Consider the following 15,352-nt stretch of genomic DNA (forward strand, 5'->3'; position numbering starts at 1 on the left):
GCGAGGGTCGCAATCGGCGTACCGGCGGAGACTGGTTCAGATCCGGTCGGGATGGGATCAAATCCCTGATAAATCGGCCTTTTCGCCTCGATGGCTCTGGCCTGGCCAGCGGGCGGCGGGTAGGGCTGTGCCATTCCGGAACGGTGGCGCGTTCCGGCTTGGCGGGCTGGCTTCCCCGGGCTAGGTCTGGTGGAGACGCATCGCAGGACAAAGCCCATGACCAACGCCGCCGTTCCATCGCAGGGGCAGCGCATCGCGCGCGGCGGCAAGGCCATCTATGGCGCGCCGCTCGGCATTCTGATGCTGGAGGCGCGCTTCCCGCGTATCCTCGGCGACATGGGCAATGGCGGGACCTGGCCTTTCCCGGTGCTCTACCGCGTGGTGGGCGGGGCGAGCCCCGACAAGGTCGTGCTCAAGGGGGCTGCCGGCCTGCTGCCGGACTTCATCGCCGCCGCGCAGGATATCGTGCGGCTGGGGGCGGAAGCGATCACCACCAATTGCGGCTTCCTCTCCCTGTTCCAGCGCGAGCTCGCGGCGGCTGTGGGCGTGCCGGTCGCGACCTCCTCGCTGATGCAGGTGCCCTGGGTGCAGGCGACGCTGCCGCCGGGCCAACGGGTCGGCGTCGTGACGGTGTCGGCCGGCAGCCTGACGCCCGCTCATCTGGAGAAGGTGGGCGTGCCGCTCGACACGCCGGTCACCGGGACGGAGGGCGGCCGCGAGTTCTTCCGCGTGCTGATCAAGGCCGAGAAGGACGACATGGATGTCGATCTGGCGCGGCAGGACGTCGTCGATGCGGCGCTCGATCTGGTGGCGCGGCATCCGGAGGTGGGCGCGATCGTGCTCGAATGCACGAACATGCCGCCCTATGCCGCGGCCGTGCAGGCGGCGACCGGGCGGCCGGTCTACGACATCTATTCGATGATCACCTGGTTCCATGCGGGCCTGAGGCCGCGTGTGTTCTGACAGGCCAGTGACGCGGGGATAGGCGAGGGGGTTTATCCCCGGTGCCTGCGCGGGAGGCGATGCTGGGCTTCGCATCCCCCGGCGCCGAGGCGGCGCCCGACCCCGCGAGGCCCCATGACCGCAACGCCGCGGCTTTCCCTGCCCCTGCTCGCCGCAGGCCAGGCACAGAAGCACGTCACCCATAACGACGCCCTGACGCGGCTCGACGCGCTGGTGCATCTCACCGTCGATAGCCGCTCTGCAGGCACGCCGCCGGCGGTGCCGAGCGAGCTCTCGGCCTTCATCATCCCGCCCGGCGCGACGGGCGCCTTCGCCGGCCGCACCGACCAGATTGCGCTGTTCGAGGATGGCGGCTGGATCTTCCTGATGCCACGGCCGGGCTGGCAGGCCTGGGTCGCCGACGAGGCCGAGCATAACCTCTGGACCGGCAGCGAATGGCGCCGCGACAGCCCGCTAAGCAGCCTCGGCGCCAGCCTCTGGGGCGTGAACGGCACCGCCGACATGACGACCCGCTTCGTGGTGCAGGCGCCGGCGAGCCTGTTCAACCATGACGGCGCCGGCCATCAGCTCAAGCTCAACAAGGCGGCCGCCGGCGAGACGGCGAGCCTGCTGTTTCAGGACGGCTATTCCGGCCGCGCCGAGATCGGCCTTGCCGGCGACGACGATTTGCATCTGAAGGTCAGCGGCGACGGCGCGGCCTGGACCGAGGCGCTCACCGTCGAGCGGTCGACGGGCGAGGTCTCGCTGCCGGCGACGCTGTGGGCGAGCGCCGGCAATCTCCTGCTCAATGGCGATCTCCAGATCAACCAGCGCGGCTTCGCCGGCGGCGCATTGGCGGCGGGCATCTATGGCTTCGACCGCTGGAAGGCTGGCTCGGTCGGGGCGACGATTTCCGTGGCGGGCTACGACCTCACCCTCAGTGCCGGGGCACTGGTGCAGCCGGTCGAGCCGGCGCTGTGGGGGCTCTCGTCCTTCGCCGGCCTTCCGCTGACGCTGTCGGTCGAGGGGCTGTCGGGTGGGGCGCTCGCGGTGACCGTCGGCAGCGTCTCGGGTTCGATCACCGCGGGGACGGGCCGGCGCAGCGTGACCCTGACGCCGGCCGTCGGCGACACCGGCGCGCTCCCGGTCCGGCTGGCGCCGGTGGGGCCTGCCGTGACGCTGCGCCGGATCAAGCTGGAGTTCGGTCGCCGCGCCAGCGCCTGGGTCCCGCGGCCGGCGACGCTCGAAGAGCTGCTCTGTGCCCGCTATTTCTGGCGGTTCGAGAGCTCGCTGTCGGTCGACGCCTATCAGGCCGCGGGCGGAGCGGTGGGCCACACCCCGATGCTGCCGGCCCGGATGCGGGCGACGCCCAGCGCCAGTTTCGCCGTCTCGGGCATGGTGAATGTCGCGGGTGGAAGTCCGGCGCTCACGGTGCTGTCCCGTCGCGAGGCGCGTGTTTCAGTGACGGCCTCGGCCGTTGGCCGCGTGCAGGCTGCGTTCGGCAGCATCGCCTTCGACGCCGAGCTGTGAACGGGCCCGATTCAGTCGAGATAGATGCTCTTCACATGCGCGTTGATGGCGGCGATGTCGGGCAGCATCCCGCCATTGCGCGCGCGCAGATGGCCCTCATGCCAGTACCAGTCGTCGAAGCCGACATTCAGCCGCTGATAGCCGGCCTCCGCCAGCAGCGTCCGCATCGTCTCGCGGCGCGGTTCGACGAAATTGTGCTCGATGGTGAAGAGGGCGATGGCATGGCGGGAGAGGTCGATCGTCCTGAGGATGTCGAGCTCCGAGCCTTCCGTGTCGAGCGAGACATAGTCGAAGCCCGAGCCCACCTGCCCGTCGGCTTCGTCCATCTGGTCGAAGGTTACGGTCTCGACGGTGATCAGCCCGTTCTCGCTGATCGCCTGGCGCCTGTGCTCGGCATAGCCGTCGGATTCGGCGTATTCGGCCAGCGTGCCGATCTCCTGCGAGGGAACAAAGGACAGGAACTGCCCACCCTCGCGATGGACGGCCCGCTCCAGGCAGGCGGCCTTGCGGCTGGCAGTGAGCCTGGCGAAAAGGATCGGGTTGGGCTCGACCAGCACGCCGCCCCAGCCATGATCGGCTTCGAGGAAGCAGGTGTTGCTGTGCAGGACGCCGTCGAAGGCGCCGATCTCGGCGAAGCGCCCACCCCGGCGGCCGCCGCACATCGCCAGCACCCAGCGCTCCTGCTCGATCTGCGAGTTCGTCGGCGTCTCGAAGGCGTCCTGCCAGGAGAGGGAGGGCGAGACAGCCGGCGAATGGGTCATGGATCGTTCCGTCGCGCTGGCGGTCTTGCCCTCGCTTGCGGGCTCGAGGCTAGCCGCTCGCCTGCGCGAAGGCCAGCCGCGTCGAGGCTGCGAGGTCCGGCGGGCTGTGCGGCATCTCGCGCAGGAACTTGTAGCGGCCGTGCTGCTTGATGGCGGCCAGTTCATGCGAGACCAGCCCCTGCGGGCGGATCGCCGCGGTCGTCACGATGTCGCCATCGAGATCGAGCGTCAGGAAGCCGCAGGCCGGATCATCCGGATAGCCATGGCTGCCGGCGAAGGCACAGGAGGGCACCCAGAGATGGCGGATGCCCCCGACGACGCGGTCGCGATGGGTGTGGAGATGGCCGCTGACGATCAATCGCGTATCGGCGCCCGCCAGGCGTCGCATCAGGTCGCGCCGGGGCGCGAGGCCCATCGAGCCGATGGTGGGATCGGCCTCATTCGCATGCTCGATGAACAGCGGCTTGTGCAGGATGAGCGCGATGCGCTGGCCGCGGCTGTCGGCGAGCGCCGCGTCGAGCCAGTCGTTCTGCCCGGTCTCGCGGGCCAGGCCCGAACCGAAGAGCTGGGCGTTGACGCCGAGCAGGGTCCAGCCATCGAGGTCATGGCGCCAGCGGTCGGGGCCGATGAAGCGATCCCAGCGGGCGAGGCGGGACTCGTCGATCAACTGCCTGACGTCCTGGCCCGGGGGCTCGTCGCCAACATCGTGATTGCCGGGTAGCGGCAACACCGTCCCCGGCAACGCGCAAAGGGCCTCTGCCGCGAATTCCATCTCGGCGTCGCTGTCGGGGCCGTCGATGCAGAGATCGCCGTTGACGATGGTGCAGGTGGCCTCGATCCGCGCGGCGGCATCGCGCACCAGAAGCCATTTCTCCCAGAAGAAGCCATGCGTCGGCGAGAGATGGGGGTCGGACAGGATGATGATGCGGGTCATGCCGGCCTCAGGCGAAGTCGAGGTTGAAGGAGCGGAAGTCCATGTAATAGAGCGGGTAATGCGTCCATTTCACGCTTCGGCGCTTGGCGAAGTATTCGCGCACCGGGTAGAGAATCAGCGCCGGAGCTTCCGCCTCGTATTCGTCCATGAGACGCAACCAAAGACGCCTGCGCTCGGCCGGGTCGGTCGCGAGGCGCAGTTGATCGCTGATGGCGTTGAAGGTCGTCGGCTGCCAGAAACCCGACTTTTGCAGGAAATAGTCCTTCGACAGGTGCACCATCAGCCCGCCGCCGAGCGGGTCGGGAAAGCGGAAGGCGATCGAGGTCGGCCGGACATCGGCGCCCGGGTTGACCAGCTGCGCCAGGTTCTCGATCGTCTCAAGCCGGCTCTTGACGCCGACGGCTTCCCACATCTGCTGGATGACCTGCACGGCCAGCAGCATCTGGAGATAGTAGCCCGGCGTGATCCGGATCACGATCTCCTCCCCCTTGTACCCCGCCTGGCGCAGCAGTTGGCGCGCCCGCTCGGGGTCGTGGGTGAAGCCGCGACGCTCGCTGTCGTAGAGCGGGCCGAAGGAGGGCGTCTGGAGCGCCGCCATGCGCTGGAAGCCAGCCCCCCAAAGCGACTGGCCGAGCGTGTCGTAATCGACGGCGTAGTTCAGGGCCTGACGAACACGCGCATCCCGCAGGACCGGATTGCGCGTGTCGTAATAGAGGATGTGGGCGAATTCCAAGGGCATATCGACGGCCTCGAAGGTCCTGTTACCTGAGAGCGTCTGCGCCTGCTCGGGCAGCAGATTGGTGACCAGATCGAAGTCGCCGGCCTGGAGCCCGGCCAGCCGGCTCGATGCGTCGGGGACGACGGTGAAGACGATCTGCCGGGCCTTGGGTTGCCCCATCCAGTAGTCGTCATGGCTTTCGAGAACGGCGCGCTGGTCGCGCTGGAACGATGCGACGCGGTAAGGTCCGCTGCCGATCGGCTTTTGACGGAGGCCGGCGATGCCCTGCTCGGCATAGGCTTTGGCTGAATGGATCCAGCCGCCATAGGCGGCCAGGCGCTGCGGCATCACCACGTCGGGCGTCTTGGTGCGCAACAGAATGGTGTCGCGCGATTCCGCCTCGACCGAAGCGAGATGGCCGAAATTGACGCGTCCCTCATGATGTTGAACCTGAGCCCCGTACATGCGCTCCGGCGAGAAGGTGGAGAGCACGTCGTCGGCGCTCAGCACGGTCTCGTCATGCATCCGCACGCCCTGTCGGAGCTTGACCTCCCAGGTCAGCGGGTCGCGCTGGCGCAGCGAGGTGGCGAGATGCGGCACGAGCTGCTGCCGCGCCTTCGGCTGCCTCAGCCAGGAAGTCGCGGCGCCAGAGCGTGTCGAAGACGTTGTACGTGACCCGCAAGCCGACATTCGAGATCGACTCGAGCGGCTCCAGCGTCGGCGGCAGGGCCTGCACCGCGACGCGCAGGATCGGCCGCGTATCGCTCTGTGCCCGCACCAGGCGGGGCAACAAAGCCGGCGCGGCAATGCCGCCGGCGAGCAGATGACGACGCGTGACCATGGCTTCCCCTCCTCACGGGAGCGGCAAACTGGTCAGCGGCGTTGACAGGCTGATGACGGCTTTCAGTGAATCTCCGGCTCGGGGATTTTCGCCGTGCCCTCGAGGTAGTCGAAGTCGCAGCCCTTGTCTGCCTGGCGGATATGGGCGGCCGACATCTTGCCGTAGCCGCGCGGATAGTCGCGGTCCGGTGGGGTCCAGGCGGCGAGACGGGCGGCGATTTCCGCGTCGGTCAGGGCGACCGAGATGCTGCGCGCCTCGACATCGACGCTGATGACGTCGCCGGTCTGCACGGCGGCGAGCGGCCCGCGGATATAGGCTTCGGGCGCGACATGCAGCACGCAGGCGCCGTAGCTGGTGCCCGACATGCGGGCGTCCGAGATGCGCAGCATGTCGCGCACGCCTTGCTTCAGCAGCTTCTTCGGGATCGGCATCATGCCCCATTCCGGCATGCCGGGACCACCGACCGGGCCGCAGTTCTTCAGCACCATGATGTGGTCGGCGGTGACGTCGAGGCTCTCGTCGTTCACGGCCTTCATCATCGCGTTGTAGTCCTCGAAGACCAGCACCGGGCCGGAATGCTTCAGCAGGCGCGGCTCGGCGGCGGAGGGCTTGATGACGCAGCCATCGGGGGCGATGTTGCCCTTGAGCACCGCGAGGCCGTTGGCGGTCGTCACCGCGTTGTCGAGCGGGCGGATGACGTTGTCGTCATAGACGGTGGCGAGCGCGATGGTCTCCGAGATCGGCTTGCCGGTGACCGTCATCGCGTCGGTGTGGAGTTTGCTCTCGAGCTGCTTCAGCAGGGCAGGCAGCCCGCCGGCATAGAAGAAATCCTCCATCAGGAATTCGCCGGACGGGCGCAGATTGGCGATCACCGGCACGGTACGCGAGACGGCGTCGAAATCGTCCGGCGTCAGCGACACGCCGGCGCGCCCGGCCATGGCGATCAGGTGGATGATGGCGTTGGTCGAGCCCGCCACCGCCATGTGGACGGTCAGCGCATTCTCGAAGCTCTTGCGGGTGAGGATGCGGTCCGGCGTCAGATCCTCCCAGACCATCTCGACGATGCGCTTGCCTGATGCTGCGGCCATGCGGGGATGGGCGGCGTCGGCGGCGGGGATGGCGGAGGCGCCCGGCAGGGTCAGGCCGAGCACCTCGGCATGGCTCATCATGGTGGCGGCCGTGCCCATCACCATGCAGGTGCCATGCGAACGGGCGATGCCGCTTTCCATGTCTTTCCACTGGTCGTCAGTGATGTTGCCGGCTTCCTTCTCGGCCCAGTATTTCCAGACGTCCGCGCCCGAGCCCAGCACCTTGCCGGCCCAGTTGCCGCGCAGCATCGGCCCCGCCGGGACATAGATGAAGGGCAGCCCGGCGCTGCAGGCGCCCATGATCAGGGCCGGCGTGGACTTGTCGCAGCCACCGAGCAGCACCGCGCCATCCAGCGGGTGGGAGCGGATCGATTCCTCCGTCTCCATCGCCAGGAAGTTGCGATAGAGCATGGTGGTCGGCTTCTGGTACTGCTCCGAGACCGACATCACGGGGATCTCGACCGGAAAGCCTCCCGCCGCCCAGACCGCCCGCTTCACCGCATCCGCGCGGTCGCGCAGATGGGTGTGGCAGGGGTTGATCTCCGACCAGGTGTTGATGATGCCGATGACCGGCTTCCCCATGAACTCGTCATGGGCGAACCCCATCTGCAGCGCCCGCGAGCGGTGACCGAAGGAGCGCAGATCGCTGGCGCCGAACCAGCGCTTGCTGCGCAGCGTGTCGGGCGTCTTGCGGGCAGGATCCTTGCGGGGATGGGACGACATAGGCGTTTCCTCGGATGGTTTCTTGTGTTGAGCACCGGGCGTCATGGTCGGGCTTGACCCGACCATCGCGAAAACCAATGCGATCGCGTCCTGAGATTCTCGGGTCTACGCTTCGCTGCGCCCGAGAATGACGGATCTCACTCCGCAGCCGCGCGCTGGGCGCCCCAGCCGGAGACGATGGCGCGCAGTTGCGCCTTCTCCTCGGCGTTGAGCTCCGGCAGGCCGGGCAGGCGGACGGGGCCGACGGCGGTGCCGAGCAGGCCGAGCGCTTCCTTGACGACGGTGACGTTGGCGCCGTTGCCGTATTTCGTGCGCAGCGTCTCGAAACCGGCGATGGCGTCGACCTCGACCCGCGCGGCGGCGTAGTCGCCCTTTTCTAGTGCGTGCCAGACGGCGAGCGAGCGTTCAGGGGCGACATTGATCAGGCCGGAGGTGAAGCCGCGGGCGCCCAGTGCATAGAAGGGCGCCGCCCAGCCCTCGGCGAGGCCGCAGATCCAGTTCGCGGATGTGCCTTGCGTGGCCCGCACGCATTCGGACAGCAGCATCATATTGGTCGAGGCGAATTTGACGCCGGCGACATTCGGGTGGGTCGCCACGCGTACCAGATCCTTCACGCCGATCGCATCCGAGCGGATATAGGCCACCAGCGGTAGCGTCAGCGCCTCGGCGATGGCGAGGATGTAGTCCGCCTGGGATTGCGGCGCGGCGAAGGGGTCGAGCGGGTGATGCACCATCACCGCGTCGCAGCCGGCCTTGGCTGCGAGCTTCCCGGTCGCGACCGCCTCGCGCAGGGACCTGCCAATTCCGGCGGTGACCAGCGCCTTGCCGGCGGCCGCCTCGGCGGCCACCGCATGGCTGCGCACGACCTCGTCCGTCGTCATCGGGTAGAATTCGCCGGTGTTGCCGGCCGAGACGATATTGTGGATGCCCGCGGCGGCGATGCGCGCAACAATCTTCCCCGTCACCGCCCAGTCGGCCTCGCCATCCGCGCCCCAGGCGGTGACATGCACGCCCGAAATGCCGCGCAACGCACCGCGGATTTTATCACTCGTCATAGTCCAACCCTTCCGCATCGGCGCCGAACACCTGCCGCACATGGGCTTTCGCCGAGCGGACGATGTGGCGGCGCATTCTTTCTTCGGCGAGCGCGGGATCGCGCGCTCGCAGTGCCTCGTAGATGGAGCGATGTTCCTCGAAGCCCTGGCCGCGCTCGGACGGCTCCGAGAGCAGGGCGATGCGCTGGGCATGGTCGTACATGCGCTGCCCGTCGAGCCGGCGTTCGAGATAGCCGCAGCCCGAGATTCGGTGGATTGCGCCGTGATAGGCCTCGTTCAGGGTGACGAGGTCCTCCAGCGCGCTGTGCTGCGTCGCATGCGCCATCTCCTCGATCAGCCGCGCGATCTCCGACAGGTCGGCCTCGCTGAGACGGTTGGCGGCAATATGCGTCATGACGCTTTCGAGCGCGGCGCGCCCCAGCGCCATCTCGAGCGCTTGGCGGGGCGAGAACTCAACGAAGACGCCGCGGCGCGCCTCGGTGCGCACCAGTCCCTCGCTCTCCAGCTTTCGGATGGCATCCTTCACCGGCGTCGTGCTGACGCCGAGCATCTCGGCCAGATGGCGTTCGTTCAGGCGTTCGCCATTGCGAAAGCGCCCCGCCACGATCGCCCGGCGCAGCCGCTCATGCACATGCTCGCGCAGGGAGCGCAGCAGGTGAGGGGCGACGGGTTCGATGGTCAGCGTCTGGGGCATTGTCTGTCCGGGGGCGGGCGCCGGCCCTCGCGAATCCGCCATGCGGCCCGCGAAGCCGATGCTCCATCACCGCATCACTCACCACAAAGGACAAGCGGCGACAAGTCTGAAATTTCAGATTTCAAATCTGGAATCCTGTGCTATCGGATGGGGCAAGGATCCGACAACGGACCGCGCCGGCGCCGATGTGCCGGCACAGCGACAGTCATGGGAGGACTACAGATGACGATGACACGCAGGGCGGCGCTGGCCGCCGCTTGCCTGCTGGCCGCTCCGGCCGCGCTGGCGCAGAGCGACTATCCCGGCAACAAGGTGGTGACGATCGTGGTGCCCTTCGCGGCCGGCGGCACGACAGACCTGCTCGGACGCGTCTTGGCCGAGCGGCTCGGCGCCCGGCTCAACGGCAAGTTCATCGTTGAGAACCGGCCCGGCGCCGGCGGCAACACCGGCGTGGCGGCGGTCGCCCGGGCTGCTCCCGACGGCTACACCCTGACCATGGGCACGGTCTCGACCCATGCGATCAATCCGGCCGTCTATGCGAAGATGCCCTTCGACCACATCAAGGATTTCGCGCCGATCTCGCAGGTGGCGAGCGTGCCCAACATCCTGATGGTCAATGTCGATCTGCCGGTGAAGACGGTGCCAGAGCTGATCGACCTGCTGAAGAAGAACCCCAACAAGTATTCCTTCGGCTCCTCGGGGGCGGGCACCTCGACCCATATGGCGGCCGAGCTCTTCAAGGTCTCGACCGGCACCGACATGGTGCATGTGCCCTATCGCTCGAGCGGGCAGGTGACGCAGGACCTGCTCTCGGGCCAGATCCAGATCACCTTCGACAACATCACCATCGCCTGGCCGCATGTCGAAGCCGGCAAGATCCGGGCGCTCGCCACGGCCACGCCCGAGCGCCTCGCCGTCGCCAAGGACATGCCGGCGCTGGCCGAGTTCATTCCGGGTTATGCCGCGGCGTCCTGGCACGGCTTCTTCGCGCCGTCCGGTGTGCCGAAGGAGATCGTCGCCAAGCTTTCGACTGAAGTTCAGGCGATCATGCGCGAGCCCGGCGTCATCGACCAGATGAAGAAGCTCGGCGTCGATCCGGTGGGGTCGAGCCAGGAGCAGTTCACCGCCCATATCGCCGCCGAGACCAAGCGCTGGGCTGATGTGGCGCAGAAGGCGAATGTCCGGATCGAGTGATCGAAGGGCCGATCATCCCGCCAGCGCGACCGCCTGACGCGGCGGTCTGCGCTTCCGGTGCTCACGGACCGATGTCCGCTCCGCTCCGGTTCTCGACCGCCACGCCATTCGTCTCACGCTGACGACATGCTCGACCCTTCGCTGGAGCCTTAGCCAACATCATGACCACCCTCACCGACGAAAACCGCAAGAAGCTCAAGCGCGTCTCGACCGCGACCCTGACGACGGCGCTGTTCAAGCGCGGCTTCCGCAATGTCTTCATCCAGGACGTGCGGCCGCTGAGCCAGAAGGGCGAGAGCATGGTCGGCGAGGCGTTCACGCTGCGCTACATCCCGGCGCGGGAGGATCTCGATCATCTCGGCACCTTCGAGGGGACGCAGCATCCGCAGCGCCGCGCGGTCGAGGACTGCCCGCCTGGCCATGTCATGGTGATCGACTCACGCAAGGACCCGCGCGCGGCCTCCGCCGGCGGCATCCTGGTGTCGCGGCTGATGCAGCGCGGCGTCGCCGGCATCGTCACCGATGGCGGCTTCCGGGACTCGCCCGAGATCGCAGCCATGGCGATCCCGGCCTATCACAACCGCCCGAGCGCGCCGACCAACCTGATCCGCCACCACGCACTCGACATCAACGCGCCGATCGCCTGCGGCGATGTCGCGGTCTATCCGGGCGACATCATCGTCGGCGACGGCGAGGGCGTCTGCGTCATCCCCGCCCATCTCGCCAACGAGATCGCGCCCGAGGTCTACGAGCAGACTGCCTATGAGGACTTCGTCGCCGAGCGGGTCCGCGGCGGGCAAGGCATCTTCGGGCTCTATCCGGCCAACGAACAGACCAAGGCCGAGTTCGCGGCGTGGCGGCCCGGCTGGTCCTGACCGACCTGATCCAGACCTGAATGACGGCGAAGCCGGCCGTGACGCGGGCTGAATCGGGACGCTGCCGAGGCGGCGCGTCCCGCCACGACCACAATCACCATAAAATCTGGGGGGACATCATGGTTGAAACGTCGCGTCGTCAATGGCTCGCGGGCGGCCTCGCCGCTGCCGGTTCCGCGCTGGCGGGGCCGGCGCTCGGACAGGCCTTTCCGTTCAAGCCGAACCAGCGTTATCCCGATCCGTCGGTCGAGATCCTCGATCCGAGCTTCGGCAAGTACCGGATCTATTCGAGCACGATCGAGCAGGTCGCCAGCGGCATGCGCTGGGCCGAGGGGCCGGTGTATTTCCCGGAAGGGCGCTATGTCCTGGTCAGCGACATCCCCAACAACCGGATCATGAAGTATGACGAGGTGAAGAACAGCTTCACCGTCTTCCGCGAGAACGCCAATTTCGCCAACGGCAATGCGCGCGACCGTCAGGGGCGGCTCGTCACCTGCGAACACTCGATCACGCGCCGCGTCACCCGCACCGAGAAGAACGGCAAGATCACCGTCCTGGCCGACCGCTTCGAGGGCAAGCGCCTGAACGCGCCCAACGATGTCGTCGTGAAGTCCGACGACACGATCTGGTTCACCGATCCGCTCTTCGGCATCAACGGGGAGTGGGAGGGCTCGCGCGCCAAGTCCGAGCAGGCGACGACCAACGTCTACCGCATCGGCACGGACGGGAAGCTGATTGCGGTCGTGACCGACCTGCTCAACCCCAATGGGCTCGCCTTCTCGCCCGACGAGAAGAAGCTCTATGTCGTGGAATGGCGGGGCACGCCGAACCGCAGCATCTGGAGCTTCGACATCGACGCACAGGGCAAGGCCTCGAACAAGACGAAGGTCGTCGACGCCGCCGATTTCGGCGCGCTCGACGGGTTCAGGGTCGATCGCGACGGCAATCTCTGGTGCGGCTATGGCAGCAACGGCGCCCTCAATGCCGAGCCAGTCGAGACGGGTGGACGCAAGGTCTTCGGCCTGCGCGGCAAGCCAGAGGATCTCGACGGGGTCATGGTGTTCAGCCCGGCCGGAAAGCCGCTGGCCTTCATTCGACTGCCGGAGCGTTGCGCCAATCTCTGCTTCGGCGGCCCCAAGGGCAATCGCCTCTACATGGCGAGCAGCCATTCGCTCTACGCCCTCTATGTCGAGGCGCATGGCGCGGTCTGAGGGATCTGGGAGCCCGGCACAACCTAAGCGATTGACGCAGCGTCACCGTTAACCGCGGCTTGAGATGTCTTGACTAATCTCGCCTTCCCGATGAGCGCTGGAGGCGAGCGTGAACGCGACGAAACAGGCCTGCCGGCGATGACAGCGAAAGCGACATGGCCGGCACGCTACCATGACTGGGTCAATCGCCGGCTGTGCATCGTCCCGCTGGACGAGGCCGAGGCGGCGTCGCTTCGCCGTGCGCAGGGGGAGCAGTTCGCCCGCATCCTGCCGGCGATCCTGCTTTCCAACCTGCTTTCGGCGGTGCTCGTCGCCATCACGGCCATGCTCCATGGCTGGCTCTGGTTTCCGTTGTTCTGGAGCGGCTCCGTCGTCGCCATCGGCGTGCTCGGCATTCTGCGGATCACACGGATCCGCGAGCGGAATCGCGATGACTGTCCGTCCGCCAAGTTCAACGACCGCATCCTGATCGACTCCGCCCTGATGGCCGCGCCCTGGCTGGTGATGGCCGCGGTGTTCAACCCGACCGTCGTTCCCGAGATGGAGGTGCTGACGGCGACGCTGCTGGCGGGGCTCGTCTGCGCCGGCACCTTCACCATGGCCAGCATGCCCGCGGCGGCGCTGCTCTTCGCCGGGCTGATCCTCGGGGCGCGCGTTCTCCACATCGCCCTGTCGCCGCTCGACCATGCCGTCGAGAACCTGACCTTCCAGTGGATCTACGGTTCGGTGATGCTGGTCTCGCTGCGCAGCATGGCGCAGCTCTTCCTGGACAGGGTGCGCGCCATCGGCAGCGCCCAGGCGCTGGGCGTCGAGGCGCAGGCGCGGGCGCGGGTCGAGGAGGCGCGGCGCGAGGAGGTGGAGCATCAGGCCGATGCGTTCCGCCACGAGATCGGCGCGATCCTCCAGCCGGTCTTCCAGTCGGTCGACCATATGAACGGGGCGGCCGAGCAGCTGGTGGCGATCTCGCAGCGCTCGCAGGACAAGCTCGGCGGGCTGCTGACGCAGGTTGGCGAGGCCAGCGACGACATCGCCTCCGTCGAAGCCTGCTCGCATCAGCTGACCGACACCATCGCGCTGATCCGCACCGAAGCGGACCGGACGACGCAGCTCGTGCGGACGGCGGCGGCGGATGTGGCGGCGTCGATCGCGATCAAGGAGCAGCTGACCCGCTCCGTGCGGGATATCGGCGAAGTCTCGGACCTGATCCGTGAGATCGCCGCCCAAACCAATCTGCTCGCGCTGAACGCCACCATCGAGGCGGCCCGCGCCGGCATCGCCGGACGCGGCTTCGCCGTGGTCGCGACCGAGGTGAAGGGGCTGGCCGAGCGCACCGAGGCGGCGACGAAGGAGATCTCGGACCGGATCGAGGAGGTGAGGACGGCGACCGAGCGCTCGCTCGCCGCCGTGATGAACATCAGCGTCTCCACGGAGGCGATCGTCGGCGCGACCGGCGGGATCGTGCTCGCGGTCGATCAGCAGGCCGAGGCGATCCGTACCATGGTCGATCTGCTGGGGCGGGCGGTCCGGGAAACGCAGCGCGCCGCGAGCGCGATCGATCTGGTCGCGGCCGATGCGGCGCTGACCATGGACAATGGCCGTCAGGTCTCCGAGGCGGCGGCCGGAGTCGATGGCTCCGCGCGGCGCCTGGACGATTCCGTGTCGCGCTTCTCGCGCCAGGTCGTCGGCGGCTGATCAGCTTTCGCGGACGCCGTAGAAGTCGCGATACCAGGCGACGAAGCGGGCGATGCCGGTCTCGATCGGCGTGTCGGGACGGAAATCGACCCGCGCCATCAGGTCCGAGACATCGGCATAGGTCGCCCGCACATCGCCGGGCTGCATCGGCAGATGCCGCTTGATCGCGGCCTTGCCGCAGGCGGCCTCGATCACCGCGATGAAGCGGTCGAGCCGGACGGGCGTGTGGTTGCCGATGTTGTAGATGCGCCAGGGCGCTGCAGCCGTGGCGGGGTCATGAGCAGCACCCGCGTCGCCGGGTTTCGGCGGCAGCGCGGCCAGGCGGACGATCGCCTCGCTGATGTCGTCGACATAGGTGAAGTCGCGGCTCATCTCGGCCTCGGCATAAACCTCGATCGGCCGGCCTTCGAGGATCGCCTTGGTGAACTTGAAATAGGCCATGTCCGGTCGGCCCCAGGGGCCGTAGACGGTGAAGAAGCGCAGGCCCGTGGCGGGAATTCCATAGAGCTGGGCATAGCTGTGCGCCATCAGCTCGTTGGCGCGCTTGGTCGCGGCGTAGAGCGAGACCGGATGGTCGGCGCCGTCATGCTCGCTGAAGGGCACCTTGGCATTGGCGCCATAGACGGAGCTCGACGAGGCATAGACGAGATGCGCGACCGGGTGGCGCCGGCAGGCCTCGAGCACCGAGAGGAACCCGTCGAGATTGGAGTGGGCATAGGCGCGGGGATTGTCGAGCGAGTAGCGCACGCCGGCCTGGGCCGCGAGATGGATCACCGCCTCGGGGCGGAAGGCGGCGAAAGCCGCGAGCATCCCGTCATAGTCGGCGATGTCGAGCGGCTGGAACGAAAAGCCCTCGCGCGGCAGCAGGCGGTCGAGCCGCGCCTGCTTGAGAGCGGGGTCGTAGTAGGGCGTCAGATTGTCGATGCCGAGGACCTCGACGCCGCGGGCGAGCAGGGCCTGCGTGACATGGAAGCCGACGAAGCCAGCCGCGCCGGTCAACAGGACGCGCCGGGGTGAAACCGTGGTCATCGTGCCCGTTCCGCCCTGTCGGGGAAAGAGCGGGAGGGTCGCGATCACGGCTCCCGCCTGACCGA

Annotated in this window: 14 protein-coding genes; 6 read left to right on the top strand and 8 right to left on the bottom strand. The window is 67.7% G+C overall.

The genetic code is table 11. From position 1 onward, the window contains the following. The first annotated feature begins 216 nt into the window (after positions 1-216). A complete protein-coding gene (locus tag ABIE41_RS10460; protein WP_192644408.1) occupies positions 217-963 on the top strand; it encodes an aspartate/glutamate racemase family protein in 747 nt (248 codons plus the stop codon). Between the two features lie 114 nt (positions 964-1,077). Next, positions 1,078-2,472 (top strand): DUF2793 domain-containing protein, encoded by a 1,395-nt coding sequence (locus ABIE41_RS10465; protein ID WP_192644409.1) that lies wholly within the window; start codon positions 1,078-1,080, stop codon positions 2,470-2,472. Positions 2,473-2,483: 11 nt separating this feature from the next. Here the strand turns inward: ABIE41_RS10465 and ABIE41_RS10470 are convergent, their stop codons facing one another. From ABIE41_RS10470 to ABIE41_RS10500, 7 genes are all read right to left on the bottom strand, one after another. Further along, positions 2,484-3,233, bottom strand: a complete 750-nt coding sequence (locus ABIE41_RS10470; protein WP_192644410.1) for an FkbM family methyltransferase — start codon at positions 3,231-3,233, stop codon at positions 2,484-2,486. Positions 3,234-3,282: 49 nt separating this feature from the next. Then, the gene (locus tag ABIE41_RS10475; protein ID WP_192644411.1) at positions 3,283-4,167 is read right to left on the bottom strand and encodes a metallophosphoesterase family protein; all 885 of its coding nucleotides are present in this window, start codon (positions 4,165-4,167) and stop codon (positions 3,283-3,285) included. A gap of 7 nt (positions 4,168-4,174) precedes the next feature. Continuing rightward, positions 4,175-5,485 carry an ABC transporter substrate-binding protein gene (locus tag ABIE41_RS10480; RefSeq protein ID WP_354191893.1) on the bottom strand — a complete coding sequence of 437 codons (1,311 nt, stop codon included), beginning with the start codon at positions 5,483-5,485 and terminating at the stop codon, positions 4,175-4,177. Continuing rightward, entirely contained in the window at positions 5,403-5,726 is a 324-nt protein-coding gene (locus ABIE41_RS10485; protein WP_354191895.1) for a hypothetical protein, read from the bottom strand. Before ABIE41_RS10485 ends, ABIE41_RS10480 begins: the two co-directional genes overlap by 83 nt. A gap of 62 nt (positions 5,727-5,788) precedes the next feature. Further along, positions 5,789-7,537 (bottom strand): L-arabinonate dehydratase, encoded by a 1,749-nt coding sequence (gene araD / locus ABIE41_RS10490; RefSeq protein WP_192644413.1) that lies wholly within the window; start codon positions 7,535-7,537, stop codon positions 5,789-5,791. Between the two features lie 137 nt (positions 7,538-7,674). Then, positions 7,675-8,592, bottom strand: a complete 918-nt coding sequence (locus ABIE41_RS10495) for a dihydrodipicolinate synthase family protein (protein WP_192644414.1) — start codon at positions 8,590-8,592, stop codon at positions 7,675-7,677. Further along, entirely contained in the window at positions 8,582-9,286 is a 705-nt protein-coding gene (locus tag ABIE41_RS10500) for a GntR family transcriptional regulator (RefSeq protein ID WP_210321064.1), read from the bottom strand. The genes ABIE41_RS10495 and ABIE41_RS10500 overlap by 11 nt, the downstream gene beginning before the upstream one ends. A gap of 222 nt (positions 9,287-9,508) precedes the next feature. Between ABIE41_RS10500 and ABIE41_RS10505 the strand changes: the two genes are divergently transcribed. From ABIE41_RS10505 to ABIE41_RS10520, 4 genes are all read left to right on the top strand, one after another. Beyond that, positions 9,509-10,480 carry a Bug family tripartite tricarboxylate transporter substrate binding protein gene (locus ABIE41_RS10505; RefSeq protein WP_192644415.1) on the top strand — a complete coding sequence of 324 codons (972 nt, stop codon included), beginning with the start codon at positions 9,509-9,511 and terminating at the stop codon, positions 10,478-10,480. Positions 10,481-10,641: 161 nt separating this feature from the next. Next, entirely contained in the window at positions 10,642-11,355 is a 714-nt protein-coding gene (locus ABIE41_RS10510) for a ribonuclease activity regulator RraA (protein WP_192644416.1), read from the top strand. A gap of 119 nt (positions 11,356-11,474) precedes the next feature. Then, positions 11,475-12,566, top strand: coding sequence for an SMP-30/gluconolactonase/LRE family protein (locus tag ABIE41_RS10515; RefSeq protein WP_192644417.1), 1,092 nt, complete (start codon positions 11,475-11,477; stop codon positions 12,564-12,566). A gap of 138 nt (positions 12,567-12,704) precedes the next feature. Beyond that, on the top strand, positions 12,705-14,258 hold the full coding sequence (locus tag ABIE41_RS10520) for a methyl-accepting chemotaxis protein (protein WP_192644418.1): 1,554 nt from the start codon (positions 12,705-12,707) through the stop codon (positions 14,256-14,258). On the opposite strand, the gene ABIE41_RS10525 is transcribed toward ABIE41_RS10520, so the two are convergent. After that, entirely contained in the window at positions 14,259-15,287 is a 1,029-nt protein-coding gene (locus ABIE41_RS10525; protein WP_192644749.1) for an NAD-dependent epimerase, read from the bottom strand. It abuts the gene before it with no gap. Positions 15,288-15,352: the final 65 nt, after the last annotated feature.

This window comes from Bosea sp. OAE506 (assembly GCF_040546595.1).
GTDB lineage: Bacteria > Pseudomonadota > Alphaproteobacteria > Rhizobiales > Beijerinckiaceae > Allobosea.